Source organism: Acidovorax sp. SRI_002, assembly GCF_057586455.1.
Map to the genome: position 1 here is coordinate 68,265 of NZ_JBYCZW010000007.1, position 13,535 is coordinate 81,799.

General features: G+C 62.2%; 13 protein-coding genes. 8 read left to right on the forward strand and 5 right to left on the reverse strand.

Features of this window, described 5'->3' with window-relative positions:
* Positions 1-154: 154 nt before the first annotated feature.
* Together AC2YJX_RS19615 and AC2YJX_RS19620 are read right to left on the reverse strand one after the other, a co-directional pair.
* Entirely contained in the window at positions 155-1,114 is a 960-nt protein-coding gene (locus AC2YJX_RS19615) for an NAD(P)/FAD-dependent oxidoreductase (RefSeq protein ID WP_487257027.1), read from the reverse strand.
* The gene (locus AC2YJX_RS19620; RefSeq protein ID WP_487257028.1) at positions 1,077-1,565 is read right to left on the reverse strand and encodes an Rrf2 family transcriptional regulator; all 489 of its coding nucleotides are present in this window, start codon (positions 1,563-1,565) and stop codon (positions 1,077-1,079) included. The genes AC2YJX_RS19615 and AC2YJX_RS19620 overlap by 38 nt, the downstream gene beginning before the upstream one ends.
* A 248-nt stretch (positions 1,566-1,813) precedes the next feature.
* On the opposite strand from AC2YJX_RS19620, the gene AC2YJX_RS19625 reads away from it, so the two are divergent.
* Positions 1,814-2,536, forward strand: coding sequence for a class I SAM-dependent methyltransferase (locus AC2YJX_RS19625; RefSeq protein ID WP_487257029.1), 723 nt, complete (start codon positions 1,814-1,816; stop codon positions 2,534-2,536).
* Between the two features lie 120 nt (positions 2,537-2,656).
* On the opposite strand, the gene AC2YJX_RS19630 is transcribed toward AC2YJX_RS19625, so the two are convergent.
* Positions 2,657-3,595 (reverse strand): LysR family transcriptional regulator, encoded by a 939-nt coding sequence (locus tag AC2YJX_RS19630; RefSeq protein ID WP_487257030.1) that lies wholly within the window; start codon positions 3,593-3,595, stop codon positions 2,657-2,659.
* A gap of 118 nt (positions 3,596-3,713) precedes the next feature.
* Between AC2YJX_RS19630 and AC2YJX_RS19635 the strand changes: the two genes are divergently transcribed.
* Entirely contained in the window at positions 3,714-4,112 is a 399-nt protein-coding gene (locus tag AC2YJX_RS19635; RefSeq protein WP_487257031.1) for a tautomerase family protein, read from the forward strand.
* Positions 4,113-4,157: 45 nt separating this feature from the next.
* Positions 4,158-4,631, forward strand: a complete 474-nt coding sequence (locus AC2YJX_RS19640; protein ID WP_487257032.1) for a cupin domain-containing protein — start codon at positions 4,158-4,160, stop codon at positions 4,629-4,631.
* A gap of 365 nt (positions 4,632-4,996) precedes the next feature.
* On the opposite strand, the gene AC2YJX_RS19645 is transcribed toward AC2YJX_RS19640, so the two are convergent.
* Both AC2YJX_RS19645 and AC2YJX_RS19650 read right to left on the reverse strand, forming a co-directional pair.
* On the reverse strand, positions 4,997-5,551 hold the full coding sequence (locus AC2YJX_RS19645; RefSeq protein ID WP_487257033.1) for a hypothetical protein: 555 nt from the start codon (positions 5,549-5,551) through the stop codon (positions 4,997-4,999).
* Positions 5,552-6,940, reverse strand: coding sequence for a DUF3696 domain-containing protein (locus tag AC2YJX_RS19650; protein WP_487257034.1), 1,389 nt, complete (start codon positions 6,938-6,940; stop codon positions 5,552-5,554).
* A 319-nt stretch (positions 6,941-7,259) separates the two neighbouring features.
* Between AC2YJX_RS19650 and AC2YJX_RS19655 the strand changes: the two genes are divergently transcribed.
* From AC2YJX_RS19655 to AC2YJX_RS19675, 5 genes are all read left to right on the forward strand, one after another.
* Positions 7,260-8,498 (forward strand): ROK family transcriptional regulator, encoded by a 1,239-nt coding sequence (locus AC2YJX_RS19655; protein WP_487257035.1) that lies wholly within the window; start codon positions 7,260-7,262, stop codon positions 8,496-8,498.
* A complete protein-coding gene (locus AC2YJX_RS19660; RefSeq protein ID WP_487257036.1) occupies positions 8,495-9,985 on the forward strand; it encodes a sugar ABC transporter ATP-binding protein in 1,491 nt (496 codons plus the stop codon). The genes AC2YJX_RS19655 and AC2YJX_RS19660 overlap by 4 nt, the downstream gene beginning before the upstream one ends.
* The gene (locus AC2YJX_RS19665; RefSeq protein ID WP_487257037.1) at positions 9,966-10,982 is read left to right on the forward strand and encodes an ABC transporter permease; all 1,017 of its coding nucleotides are present in this window, start codon (positions 9,966-9,968) and stop codon (positions 10,980-10,982) included. The genes AC2YJX_RS19660 and AC2YJX_RS19665 overlap by 20 nt, the downstream gene beginning before the upstream one ends.
* Before the next feature lie 203 nt (positions 10,983-11,185).
* Positions 11,186-12,166, forward strand: a complete 981-nt coding sequence (locus AC2YJX_RS19670) for a substrate-binding domain-containing protein (RefSeq protein ID WP_121419798.1) — start codon at positions 11,186-11,188, stop codon at positions 12,164-12,166.
* Between the two features lie 329 nt (positions 12,167-12,495).
* Entirely contained in the window at positions 12,496-13,506 is a 1,011-nt protein-coding gene (locus AC2YJX_RS19675) for a sugar phosphate isomerase/epimerase family protein (protein ID WP_487257038.1), read from the forward strand.
* The last annotated feature ends 29 nt before the right edge of the window (positions 13,507-13,535 follow it).

The following is a 13,535-nucleotide window of genomic DNA, read 5'->3' on the forward strand; positions in this document are numbered from 1 at the left end:
GCTACTTTGTGGCCTGGTGCCGCGGCAGCGCTGCGCTACTTGGAGCGGCTGACAAAAATCAGCGAAGCGGTTCTGGCTAGGCGCTGCGTCGCAGGCAGTACGAGCAGTACGACAAGACGCGGCAACAACGCCAGAAGAGTTTTGTTAGCTGCTCTTATTGCCCAAACACCAGCGCCTGGTGCGCCCCCACACCCGCCAGCACCCCTTCGGCCGAGGCCAGCGTGGCGTTGTGCCGCATCAGCGTCAGGTCGCCAGCGGCATACACGCCGGGCACGGTGGTCATCTTGTTCGCATCGGTGCGGAGGTAAGGGCCCATGGGCCCATCGTCAAACGCGCAGCCCAGCTGCTCGGCCAGCGGGCTGGCGAGGCGCGTGGTGGCGGCCACATACAGCGCATCCAGCGGCACTACGAGCGCATCACCGCCACTGGTGGCATGCAGCCGCACGGCCTGCAGCGCCTGGCCCAGGCCTTCCAGCGCGGCGATGGGCGCGGGCTCAATGGTGATGCCCAGCGCCTGCAGCCGCTCGCGGTCGGCGCTCTCCAGCGTGGTGTCGCCATTCAGAAAGAGGGTGGTCGGGCCCCAGTCGGCAATCAGCTGCGCGTGCATGGCCGAGCCTGCCGAGTGGTACAGCACGCCCAGCCGCTGGCCTGCAAATTCATAGCCGTGGCAATACGGGCAGTGCAAAACCGAAGCGCCCCAGCGCTCGCGCAGGCCCGCAATGTCGGGCAAGCCATCCTGCACGCCAAAGGCCAGAACCAGCTTGTGGGCCTCCATGGTTGCGCCATCGTCCAGCACCACTTCAAACCCGTTCTCGGGTGACCCCGCCCGTTGCTGCGCCGTGGCCGACACCACCGTGCCCTGCACAAAACCCACCGTGGGATAGGCCGCCAGCTTGCGCCGCGCCTGCTCGATCATCGCCAGCGGCGGCTCGCCGTCTTGCCCGAAGAAGCCGTGCGACGCTGCCGCAAACCGGTTGCGCGGCTGGCCTGCATCCACCACGCACACCCGCCGCCGGGCACGCGCCAGCTGCATTGCGGCCGACAGGCCGGCAAAGCTGCCGCCTATCACGATCACCTCATACGCCTGGGTGGTTGTCGCTGCCGCTGTCGCCATGCTCAATCTCCTTGTGACCGTGGCACCCGGCCACCATGCGTTCATGAAACTCGGCCGAGAGCTGCGCCAGCGTTACCTCGCCCAGCCGCGCCAGCAGCGCCTCTTCGGCCGCCTGGTAGGCGTCGGTCAGCGCGCGGTTCACCGCCTGCTCGACGATGCAGCCGGGGCTCTCCACCCTGTTGCCCACCGCCAATAGCGTAGGCGCGCCCAGCGCCTCGTAGATGTCGCGCAGCGTGATGTCGGTGAGCGGGCACGACAGCACCCACCCCCCGCCATGCCCCTTGGCTGAGGTGACAAACCCCGCATACCGCAGCCCCGCCATCAGGCGGCGCACCACCACCGGGTTGGTCTGCATGGCCTGCGCCATCGCCTCAGACGTGGCGGGCCCCTCCATCTCTGCCATGTGCAGCAGCGCGTGGAGGACGTTGGAAAGGCGGCTATCTCGTTTCATGCAACATTTAAAGTTGCGTGATGCTAGCATGCAACCAGAAACAGTGCTGGCGCACGAACAGACAGCTACTGAATTGATAGCTGCTGGCACTTGATCGATAAGCGCTAGAGGCCAATTTGGCTTTGATTTTTTCAGACGTTGCCCACCCCTGACCGTTCGGGTTGAGCCTGCCGAAACCCTGCGCTGACTTGGCAATGCCGTTGGACAAGCTCAACGCAAAAGCGCGTATCCACCACACGCAACACACCATGACCCAACCCACCACGTCCCCCTTCACCGACCCCGCCGCCGTTGCCCGCTACGCCGACGGCCCACGCCGCAACGTGCCCGGCTACGACAGCCTGCTGCGCATGTCCCGCATCCTGCTGGCCGAGCGCGTGCCCGCCGATGGTCGCGTGCTGGTGGTGGGCGCAGGCGGCGGGCTGGAGCTGGAAGACATGGCGCTGGCGCACCCCGGCTGGCGGTTCGACGGCGTGGACCCCAGCCAGCCCATGCTGGACTTGGCCGCCCAGCGGCTGCAGAGTGCGGGCGTGGCGGGCGACCGCGTGGCGTTGCACCACGGCTATGTGCAGAGCGCACCGGCCGGGCCTTTTGATGGCGCCACGTGCCTGCTGACTTTTCACTTTGTACCGCGCGAGGAGCGCGTGCCCATGGCGGCAGAGATCCGGCGGCGACTGAAGCCCGGTGCGCCGCTGGTGGTGGCACATCTGAGCGTGGCGGATGGCGCAGGCCGTGGCGGCGGGGGCGGGGCAGGGGAGCGCGACCTGTGGCTGTCACGCTACGCCGCGTTTCAGGTGGCGTCCGGTGTGCCGCCGGAGCATGCGGCCAAGGCGCGGGACAAGGTGGCTGCAGAGCTGGCGGTGCTGACGCCGCAGGAAGACGAGGCGATTCTGCGCGAGGCTGGGTTCACCGATGTGCAGATGTTTTACATGGGCTTTGCGTTCAGAGGCTGGGTGGCAACGGCCTGCTAGCAACCAACGAAAGCGGGGCAACTCACTGACCCCGCATGTCCGCAACTTGCTCCCTGTCAGGCTGTCTTGCGGCTGGGGTCGGCAGCCCCCGGCCAGCTAGCCGTAGGGCATAAAAGAACTTCAACGCACAGGCGCCAGCGCCCACCGGTCCTTCGACGCCTTCACCAGAAAATCAATCACCGCCTTCACCCTGGCCGCGTTGCGCCGCCCCGGTGATGACACCGCGTACAGCGTGTGCACCGTGCGGGACGCAAAAGGCGCAAGCACCTCCACCAACCGGCCTTGCGCCACATCGGCCGCCGCGAGCGGGCTGGACAGCATGCCGATGCCCGCGCCGCCCACCAGTGCATGGTGTACCAGGGCCGAACTGCTGGCGGCCAGGCGCGAGCGCACGGTCACCTCCAGCGGCTTGCCTTGTGCAGTGCGAAAGGCCCATGTCACCGCCGGCCCCTGCGCGGTGTGCGTCACGGTGTGGTGCTGCTGTAGCTCGCTAGGCTCGGCGGGCGTGCCGTGCTGTTTCAGATATCCAGGGGCCGCGTACAGGCGCCGCTCAAACCGGCCCAGTTCGCGCGCCACCACCAGGTCGCTGTGGCCCACGGTGGTGCGCAGCGCCACGTCGATGCCCTCCGTCACCAGGTCGGCCACACGGTCATCGGCCAGCAGCTCCACCCGCAGCGCGGGGTAGCGCGCCTGCAGGTCCGCTAGGTGGGGCAACACCAACGCCTCGCAAATCTCCTGGCTGGAGGCCAGGCGCAAGGTGCCCGCCACGCGGCTGCGCTGGTCCGACAGCGATGCCCCGATGTCCTCCAGCTGCGCCAGCAAGGCACGCGCTTCCTGCGCCAGTTCTGCGCCTTCGGGCGTGGCCGACAGACCGTGTGTGGACCGGCGCAGCAAGCGCACGCCGTAGCCGGCCTCCAGCCGGTCCACACCGCGCGCGACGACTGACACCGCCACATCCATCTCGCGCGCCGCTGCAGAAAACGAGCGCAGGTCGAGCGACCGCACCAGCCACCGCAGGTCGGCCGGATCGGGGAGGAAGGAGCGGGGTTCTTTTTTCATCGTGCGCGCCTTTGCGTGCGGAGCAAAAGCCATTATCGCCACGGGCGGTTTCCGTGGCGGGGCGCAATTTCTACAGTGAAGGCTCGTTCAACCCCATGAGTTTTTACAGGAGCCCTCCATGCCCATCCTCAACGTCAAAGTGTCTGCCCAACGCACACCCGAGCTGTCTGCCGGCATTGCAGAAACCCTGCTGGACCTGACCACCCGCGTGCTCGGCAAGCGGCGTGACCTCACGGCCGTGGTCATCACCTTTGTCGACCCGGCCGACTGGTACGTCGCCGGCCGGTCGCTGGCCGACCTGAAACAGTCAAGCTTCTACTTCGACGTCAAGGTGGTGGACGAGACCAACACCAAGGCCGAGAAGGCGCGCTACATCGCCGAGGCGTTCGCAGCCTTTGAAGGCCTGCTGGGCACGCTGCACCCCGAAAGCTATGTCTATGTGCAGGACGTGCGCGCCGCAGCGTACGGCTTTGGCGGCCGCACGCAGGAATACCGCCACCAGCACCCCGAGCAATAAGCAACCAAGCCATCCACCAACCAACAACTACCCAGGAGAACCGACATGACGATGACGACAACGAACAACCGCCTTGCCGACGTGATCGTGGCCCAGACGCTGGAGCGTGCGGGCCTGGCGGACTGGATTCCCGAAGGCGAAGGCAAGTGGTCCCTGCCCATTCAGTTCCTGCCCGACGATGCCGGTTGGGTGGAACTGATGCGCCTGTCGCCCGGAACGCGGCTGGGCCTGCACCGGCACACGGGCGAAGTGCACGCCCTGACGCTGGCGGGCGAGCGCCGCCTGAACGATGGCCGCGTGGTGCGGCCGGGCGACTACATCCACGAGCCTGCTGGCAATGTGGACTGGTGGGAGGCGACGGGCACCGAAACGCTGCTGGTGCATGTGGTGGTGAAGGGCAGCGTGGAATACCTGGGGCCGCATCACACGGTGCTGCAGCGGATTGCTACGGCGGATCGGCGTGCGGACTACCGCCAGTGGTGTGAAGCGAAGGGGGTGGTGCCACGAGATTTGGGTTGATGACGTGTTTCACGCATCGCGCTCGCGGGTGCGCTGCGGTCTAGGGCGGGCCGGAGCTGGAAGACATGGCTGTCGCGCTATGTCGCGTTACAGGTGGCGTCCGGTGTGCGTGAGCCTGGGTTTGGCGATGTGCGGATGTTTTGTAAGGGGTTTGCGTTTGGGAGTAGGCGGCTTGTTCGGGATCAAAAAAAGGCCGAAGTCGTCTGTAGTGGCCGTAGATTGATCAATAAGTGGACGAGGAAGCGTCAGGGCGGAAAGTAAATTTCGTTTATCCGACCCTGTAACGAACGAAAGGAGCGATAGGAAGTTAAACCTCGCCAACTAGCTAATGGGCATGCACGAAATTAATGAGAGCAAGCTCCAGGCTATGGGGCAAGATCCTTGACGGCATTTTTGATGCATTTCAAGTCAATGCCATCGTTGGAAAGTTGTTTTGACACCGGCCCCTTCCCTGAAAGAAAAATGGCGTTTTTATTAACTGCTTGCTTCTGCTTGGGGTCATAGAAATCAATATCTTCTGCAACTAATATCGGTCGATTTCGATTGCAAAGGCGACAAAGGCCGTGCGCCGTTCTTATATACCATATATCTTTTGAATTCGGAAAGCCAAGAGCTCTGTATCGTTTCACGAGTTGTGCATCCGTGGAGGCTGTTACCTCATAAAAACGACCACTTGAGAAGCCATCTGCCAGCCATTCTTCAAACCACTCCGCGGCAAAGTTGGCTAATACGCTCCATTCATTTTGGATCTGGCCCCCCTCATCGAGAAAGGCGACCGCGTTGTTGCCTAGGCGTTCAAATAAACTGAGTGCTGAATCTGTGCGCTCGGGGGTTTTGATTTCGCTGACCTCTTCAAGTGCGTAGGCTCGAAAAACGTTTGCATCTATGACTAATGTTTGCATTGTTGTGCCCGCCAGCATTTAAAAATCTAGGCCTATTTGCTCCATCCGAATTTTCGCTAGACGCTTTGATTCGGTGAGTTTCTCTGGGAAAAATCCTTTTGGCCACTCTCTTGTAAATTGTCCTTTCCGGTCTATCCCAATGCGCGTGATTTCATCTAGCGGGCGACCTTTGTCATCCTCTGGTGAGTTGCTTACATAAAATATACAAACATCCTCAGGCTTTATGTTTCCGGCTGCAATATGCTGTTGCATTCGGAGAATGAGATGCTCACTATGAGTTTCGATAACAGTCTGTACCGAGTTTTTATACAGTCTCAATAAATAGTCACCGAGCTCCGCTTGAGCTTTTGGATGAAGGTGCAGTTCAGGTTGTTCTGCTAGGTATGTTGAATTTTTTGGCAACGCGAGCCCGCCCGCCAAAAATGGTAAAACTTGACTGTGTCCATACCCCACATCGGCAATGTTTTGATCTTCCTTTGTGAAGAAATTTTGGATGCGAATCTCAAAATGCCGATCTGAAATTGGCACAAGCATTGCCTCTTTTCCCATTTCCGCACTTTGAAGCCATCTATTGATATGGTCTTGAATAGTCAAGCCTTCGGACTTTTCCCTTTTTCGATCCTTTGTTGCAAGTATCGAAGTAAGATTTTCTCCTGATATGCCAATTCGTTTGCTGCGCTCGCCACTAAATAAATAGGTTCTTGATGGCGCGATGCGAAGTGGTCCTAAATAGTCTGAGCGAGCTACGGCTGACGCAAGGCGAGGCCAAATTCTCGCGAGCTTCCTCAACACAGCATGATTTGGTCCGCTGTTGAAGTCTTCGGTAAATTCCTTGTATACGTTCCTTCTATCGCTTTCGAAAACACCTAAGCGTTGAGTAACGGGGACGGGAAAAAAGTGGCGAAATCTAAATTCTCTGGAAATATAATTTTTCAGGCTTGGAGGTATATCCAAAGTGCCCAAGCGTTCGATGTTGTATCTTTGGCCTTCGCGAGAGTATTTTGCTGAGGCTAGATGATCTCCATCCAATGCAATTTTTATAGATTGGGCGTAGACCTCGCGATCTTCTTGGCTGTATTTGAAGACTAGATCTATGTTTAGAATTGAGTTTTCCGAGTTTCCTGTGTCTACGCTTGGAATATCTAATTCAAATTGTATTTCTAAAGGGCGGCCTCGATGGTTCTTGTAAATAAGATCTTTGTAAGTGCCAAAATCGCCGAATGGGCCATTGAGAAGTAATGGGACCTGGTCGTCATAGCTGTCAAGAGTTTGGCAGATGAGTCGAAGGGCTCCTACTAATGAGGACTTTCCTGAATTGTTTGGCCCTACAATGATATTGAGCTTTTCGAGATTAATGGATGCACTCTGGAAGCGCTTAAAGTTCCCGACGGTTATACGTCTAAACATTTTTTCTCCTGTATTTGATAGATGTTTTTCTCTTTGCCCAGAATCGCTTGTTTTCAGTGATTTTCTCTTTTTAATTAAAGAAAGGAATATGCGTGACGCACGTGTCGCTGAAGCTTCATGCTACTTGCTAATGTGGCTGCTTAACCCCCCCTCCCCTTTGATCAGTATTCTGGAATACAAACCACATTGCGCATAGTGTTTTAGTTCGGCCAAAAATTGGTCAAAGTTCAGTCTTGCTCGGCCAAAGTAGACCGCATAGCATCCCTGTCAAGCACCCGCCCCCATGAGGTGCTGCACAAAACCATGACAGGAGACAAGCTTGCCATCCACCCGCTGGAGTCACTGCGGCGCCGAAGATCTGGACGTCTTGCAGACCATCTTCTGGTCCGCTGGCGCGTCGCGCAATGCGCTGGCGCAGCGCTTGGCCTATTCCAAGAGCAAGGCCAACGCCATGGTGGCGGCGTTGCTCGATGAAGGCCTGCTCGACGAGGTGGGCCTGCAGGAATCCTCTGGCGGCCGGCGTGCCGAAACCCTTCGTTTAAGCGAAACCCTGGGCGTGGTGATTGGCGCCGACCTGGGCGCCACCAGCATGCAGATAGCGGTGATGCGGCCCGACATGACAGTGCTGGCGCGGCACCGCGAGCCCATTGATGTGCGCCAGGGGCCGGGCGTGATCCTGGCGCGGGTGCGGGGGCTGATGCGAGAGCTGCTGGCGCGCTGCGGGCTGGCGCCCAATCAGGTGATTGCCATTGGCATGGGCGTGCCGGGGCCGGTGGATTTTGAAAGCGGGCAGCTCGTCAACCCGCCGCTGATGCCCGACTGGGACGGCTTTTCCATTCGCGACTACCTGCGCGAGGCGTTTGCCGCGCCGGTGTTTGTGGACAACGACGTGAACCTGATGGCGCTGGGCGAGATGTACCGGCTGCAGCGCAATCTGCCCAACTTCTTGGTCATCAAGGTGGGCACGGGCATTGGCTGCGGCATTGTGTGCCACGGGCAGGTGTACCGGGGCGCCAATGGATCGGCGGGCGACGTGGGCCACATCTGTGTGGACCAGCATGGCCCGCGCTGCCACTGCGGCAACCAGGGCTGTGTGGAGGCCATGGCCGCCGCACCCGCCATGGCGCGCATGGCCATCGAGGCGGCGCAGCGTGGCGAAAGCGCGATGCTGGCCGAGCGGCTGCAAAGCACGGGCACGCTGACCATTGAAGACGTGGCCCAGGCCAGCCGCACGGGCGATGTGGCGGCCAACGCCATCATCCAGCGCGCGGGCAGCCTGGTGGGGCAGATGCTGGCGTCCATCGTGAACTTCTTCAACCCGTCGCATGTGTTCATTGCCGGGCGGGTGACGGACATGGGGCCGCTGTTCCTCGCGTCGGTGCGGCAAAGCGTGTACCACCGGTCGCTGGCGCTGTCGACGCGGCACCTGGAGATTCAATACGCGCCGCTGGCCGACGATGCCGGTGTGGTGGGCGCGGGTGTGCTGGCGATGCAGGAGAGCCTGTCGCGCGCGGGCTCGGTGACGGGTGCGGGCGTTGGCGCAGGAGTAGCGCGATGAGCGTGGCCGTCGAGTTCCGCAATGTGACCAAGGAGTTTGGCCCCGTGCGCGTGTTGCACGGCGTCGGCTTTGCGCTGCAGCCGGGCCGGGTGTATGGCCTGCTGGGCGAGAACGGCGCGGGCAAGTCCACACTGATGAAGATTCTGGCGGGGTACGAGAGCCCCACCACCGGCGAGGTGGTGGTGGACGGCGCGGTGCGCGCCCCGGGCGGCGGATCGCGCGCGGCCGAGGCGCAGGGCATTGTGCTGATCCACCAGGAGTTCAACCTGGCGGACGACCTGACGATTGCGCAGAACATCTTCCTGGGCCACGAGATCAAGCGCGGCCCCTTCCTCGACGACAAGGCGATGCGCGAGAAGACGCGCGCTGCCCTGGCACAGGTGGGTTTGCCACTGGACCCCGACACGCGCGTGCGCAAGCTCATCGTGGCCGAAAAGCAGCTGGTGGAGATTGCCCGCGCGTTGGCCCGCAATGCGCGCCTGCTCATCATGGACGAGCCCACCGCCACGCTGACCCCCGGCGAGACGGAGCGCCTGTTTGCGCTGATGGCCGGGCTCAAGGCCGCGGGCGTGACCATCATCTACATCTCGCACAAGCTGGACGAGGTGGAGCGCACCACCGACGAGGTAGTGGTGATGCGTGACGGCCTGCTGGTGGCGCGCGAGGCCACGGCCAGCGTGACGCGGCGGCAGATGGCCAACCTGATGGTGGGGCGTGAGTTGGCGGATTTGTTCCCGCCCAAGCTGCCGGCGCCTGCGGGTGGAGAGCCGGCCATTAAGGTGCGGGGCCTCACGGTGCCCGGCTGGGCCGAGGATGTGAGCTTTGACGTGCGGCGCGGCGAGATTCTGGGCTTTGCCGGGCTGGTGGGCGCAGGGCGCACCGAGCTGTTCGAGGGACTGCTGGGCCTGCGCCCGCGATCAGCCGGCACGGTGGAGCTGGCGGGCAAACCCGTGCATTTGAAAAGCCCGCGCGATGCGGCGCGCCATGGCCTGACGTACCTGAGCGAAGACCGCAAGGGCAAGGGCCTGCACGTGCACTTCAGCCTGCGGCCCAACCTGACGCTGATGGCGCTGGAGCGCTATGCCAAGCCCTGGCTCGACCCGGCGGCCGAGCAGGCTGCGCTGCGCGATGCGGTGCAGGAGTTCGGCATCCGCACCGGCTCGCTGGAGGTGCGTGCGTCATCGCTGTCGGGCGGCAACCAGCAAAAGCTGGCGCTGGCCAAGGTGCTGCACCCCGGCCCGAGCGTGGTGGTGCTGGACGAGCCCACGCGCGGCGTGGACGTGGGCGCCAAGCGCGAGATTTACCACCTGGTGCAGCGCCTGGCAGAGCAGGGGCTTGCGGTGGTGGTGATTTCGTCTGAACTGATGGAGCTGATCGGCCTGTGCCACCGCGTGGCGGTGATGCGCGCCGGGCGGCTGCAGACCACGCTCCAAGAGCCTAATTTGACCGAAGAGGAGTTGATCGCACATGCCACAGGTACCCGCTGAAAACGCCAACACTGCAGCGGGCCGCCACGGCGGCGCCACGGCCTGGTGGGGCAAGCTGCACGGGCTGGGTCCGGTCATCGGGCTGGTGCTGCTGTGTTTTGCGGGCACGCTGCTCAACAGCAACTTCGCCACGTATGACAACGTGATGAACGTGCTCACGCGCACGGCCTTCATCGGCATCATCGCGGTGGGCATGTGCTTTGTGATCATCTCGGGCGGCATCGACCTGTCGGTGGGGTCCATGGCGGCGCTGATCGCAGGCTCGGTCATCCTGTTCATGAACGCCATGGCGCCCGTGCTGGGCTCACCCCTGGCGGCCGTGGTGGTGGGCATGCTGCTGGCGGTGGTGCTGGGCGCGGTGTTCGGGCTGGTGCATGGGCTGCTCATCACCAAGGGGCGTATCGAGCCCTTCATCGTCACGCTGGGCACGCTGGGCATCTTCCGCGCATACCTCACGTACTTTTCGAACGGCGGGGCCATCACGCTGGAGAACGATCTGTCGGACATCTACAGCCCGGTGTACTACGCCAACCTGCTGGGTGTGCCGATCCCCGTGTGGATCTTCCTGCTGGTGGCTGTCATCGGCGGCGTGATCCTGAACCGCACGGCCTACGGCCGCTATGTGCAGGCCATCGGCTCCAACGAGCAGGTGGCGCAGTACGCGGCGGTGGACGTGCACAAGATCAAGATCCTGACGTACATGCTGCTCGGGGTTTGCGTGGGCATTGCCACGCTGCTGTATGTGCCGCGCCTGGGGTCCGCATCGCCCACCACAGGGCTTCTGTGGGAGCTGGAGGCGATTGCTGCCGTCATCGTGGGCGGCACGGTGTTGAAGGGCGGGGCGGGCAGCATCACCGGCACGGTGGTGGGCGCCATCCTGCTCTCGGTCATCAGCAACATCCTCAACCTCACCAGCATCATCAGCGTGTACCTGAATGCGGCGGTGCAGGGCTTCGTGATCATCGCGGTCGCCTTCATGCAAAGGGGCAAGCGGTGATGGAGTGGATGGAACAACTCTCCTGGCGTTGTTGCTGTCTGCGCTTGTATGCCGCCGTGTCAGTCGCACTGTCTGCGACACAGCGCCTAGCCAGGACCGCTTCGCTGAGCTTTCCAGCCACTCTTTGCGTGCATTTGTTTTTCAAGGTGTTCCCCAGCCGGCCAGCTTTCTTGGCCATATTCCAAAGCAACAGGAGACAACGCATGAACAGCCAACTTTCTTCTTTCACCCGCCGCCTGGCCCTCTCGGCCGTGGGCGCCGCCGCCTTCGCATTGGCCGCACCCGCCATGGCGCAGGCCAACAAGACGGTGGTGGGCGTGGCCATTCCGTCGGCCACGCACGGCTTCACGGGCGGCATCGTGTACTGGGCCAACCAGGCCAAGAAGGACCTGGAGAAGGCCCACCCCGGCCTGCAGGTCATCGTGAAGACCGCAGGTGGCGCGCCCGAGCAGGCCAACCAGCTGCAGGACCTGGTCACGGTGAACAAGATCAACGCACTGGTGATCTTCCCGTTTGAATCCGCCGCGCTGACCAAGCCCGTGGCCCAGGTCAAGGCCAAGGGCGTGTACGTGACGGTGGTGGACCGGGGCCTGACCGACACCAGCGCGCAGGACGCGTATGTGGCCGGTGACAACACGGCGTTCGGCAAGATTCCGGCCGAGTACATCGCCAAGGCGCTGGGCGGCAAGGGCAACGTGGTGGCCATGCGCGGCATTGCGACCACGCTGGACAACGAGCGCATGGACGCGTTCAACAGCGTGCTGAAGAACCACCCCGGCATCAAGCTGCTGGACGCCAAGTACGCCAACTGGAACCGCGACGACGCCTTCAAGGTGATGCAGGACTACCTGACGCGCTTCCCGCAGATCGACGCCGTGTGGGCCGCCGATGACGACATGGCCGTGGGCGTGCTCAAGGCCATCGAGCAGGCCAAGCGCAAGGACATCAAGCTGGTGTTTGGCGGCGCGGGTGCCAAGGGCATGATCAAGACGCTGATGGACGGCAGCAACCCGCTCATCCAGGCCAACGTGTCGTACAGCCCCAAGTTCATCTACGACTCGATCAAGCTCACGGCCGAGGCGCGCATCAAGGGCGAGAAACTGCCCGCCAACACCATCATTCCGTCGGTGCTGATCACCAAGGAAACGGCCAAGGATTTCTACTTCCCGGACTCACCGTTCTGATGGCGTCAATGTGAGTCAAGTTGCCTGATCAGGAACATCCCTCAGATGAGGACATCAGCCCCCGCACCCTCAGCGGCGCTGGGTGTTACTCCCTCTCCCCTCGCGGGAGAGGGTGGGGGAGAGGGGGGCCGCATTCCGCGCCGCGCCCGTTCCATCCCCCCTCTCCCCGGCCCTCTCCCACCAGGGGAGAGGGAGTGAGGGGCGATCTGAGATGTGTGAAAAATCAAGCCAAATTGGCCTCTAGCGCTTATCCAGTAAGCGCTAGCAGCTATTGAAAATATAGCTTATAGCCGCTTCGAACCTGCAACCCAACGTCCCTTGGAGCCACCATGCCAAGACCCGTCACCCTCTTCACCGGCCAGTGGGCCGACCTGCCTTTGGCGCAACTCGCGCCCCTGGCCAAAAGCATGGGCTACGACGGCCTGGAGCTGGCCTGCTGGGGCGACCATTTCAACGTGCAGGAGGCGCTGTCGTCGCCCCAGTACGTCAAAGACAAACACGCACTGCTGGCCCAGCACGGCCTGCAGTGTTTTGCCATCGGCAACCATCTGGTGGGCCAGGCCGTGTGCGATCTGATCGACGAGCGCCACCAGTCCATCCTTCCGCCCCATGTGTGGGGCGATGGCAAGCCCGAGGGTGTGCGCCAGCGCGCTGCTGCCGAGCTGGCCGACACGGCGCGCGCTGCCGCGAAGTTTGGCGTGAAGACAGTGACGGGCTTCACGGGCTCATCGGTGTGGCATTCGATCTATGCCTTTCCGCCCACCACGCAGGCGTATTGGGACAAGGGCTTTGCTGATTTTGCGAAGCGCTTTGGCCCCATCCTCGATGTGTTCGAGCAGCACGACATTAACTTCGCGCTGGAGGTGCACCCCACCGAGATCGCGTTCGACATCGCTTCGGCCGAGCGCGCGATTTCAGCAGTAGGCGGCCACCAACGCTTTGGCTTCAACTTCGACCCGAGCCACCTGGCCTACCAGGGCGTGGACTACGTGAAGTTCATCCGCCAGTTTGCCGACCGCGTCTACAACGCCCACATGAAGGACGTGTGGTGGGGCAAGGGCGACGGCACGGTGGGCACCTTCGGCGGCCACACCAGCTTTGGCGACGCGCGGCGGAACTGGGACTTCCGCAGCGTGGGGCGCGGGATGATCGACTTCGAATCCATCATCGTCGCGCTCAACGACATCGGCTACCAGGGCCCGCTGTCGGTGGAGTGGGAAGACAGCCGCATGGACCGCGTGCACGGCGCTACCGAGAGCGCGGCGTTCTGCAAGCGGCTGGATTTCAAGCCGGCAGCCGGCGCATTCGACGCCGTGTTTGCGCGCGACAAGCAGGCCTAGCCGCACCCCTGCAAAAAAACGATAACAAC

Coding starts and splice junctions, on each gene's coding strand:
- AC2YJX_RS19650 (WP_487257034.1), bottom strand. CDS start 6,940: ATGTTTAGACGTATAACCGTCGGGAACTTTAAGCGCTTCCAGAGTGCA.
- AC2YJX_RS19625 (WP_487257029.1), top strand. CDS start 1,814: ATGACCCAACCCACCACGTCCCCCTTCACCGACCCCGCCGCCGTTGCC.
- AC2YJX_RS19675 (WP_487257038.1), top strand. CDS start 12,496: ATGCCAAGACCCGTCACCCTCTTCACCGGCCAGTGGGCCGACCTGCCT.
- AC2YJX_RS19670 (WP_121419798.1), top strand. CDS start 11,186: ATGAACAGCCAACTTTCTTCTTTCACCCGCCGCCTGGCCCTCTCGGCC.
- AC2YJX_RS19615 (WP_487257027.1), bottom strand. CDS start 1,114: ATGGCGACAGCGGCAGCGACAACCACCCAGGCGTATGAGGTGATCGTG.
- AC2YJX_RS19640 (WP_487257032.1), top strand. CDS start 4,158: ATGACGATGACGACAACGAACAACCGCCTTGCCGACGTGATCGTGGCC.
- AC2YJX_RS19620 (WP_487257028.1), bottom strand. CDS start 1,565: ATGAAACGAGATAGCCGCCTTTCCAACGTCCTCCACGCGCTGCTGCAC.
- AC2YJX_RS19630 (WP_487257030.1), bottom strand. CDS start 3,595: ATGAAAAAAGAACCCCGCTCCTTCCTCCCCGATCCGGCCGACCTGCGG.
- AC2YJX_RS19645 (WP_487257033.1), bottom strand. CDS start 5,551: ATGCTGGCGGGCACAACAATGCAAACATTAGTCATAGATGCAAACGTT.
- AC2YJX_RS19660 (WP_487257036.1), top strand. CDS start 8,495: ATGAGCGTGGCCGTCGAGTTCCGCAATGTGACCAAGGAGTTTGGCCCC.
- AC2YJX_RS19635 (WP_487257031.1), top strand. CDS start 3,714: ATGCCCATCCTCAACGTCAAAGTGTCTGCCCAACGCACACCCGAGCTG.
- AC2YJX_RS19665 (WP_487257037.1), top strand. CDS start 9,966: ATGCCACAGGTACCCGCTGAAAACGCCAACACTGCAGCGGGCCGCCAC.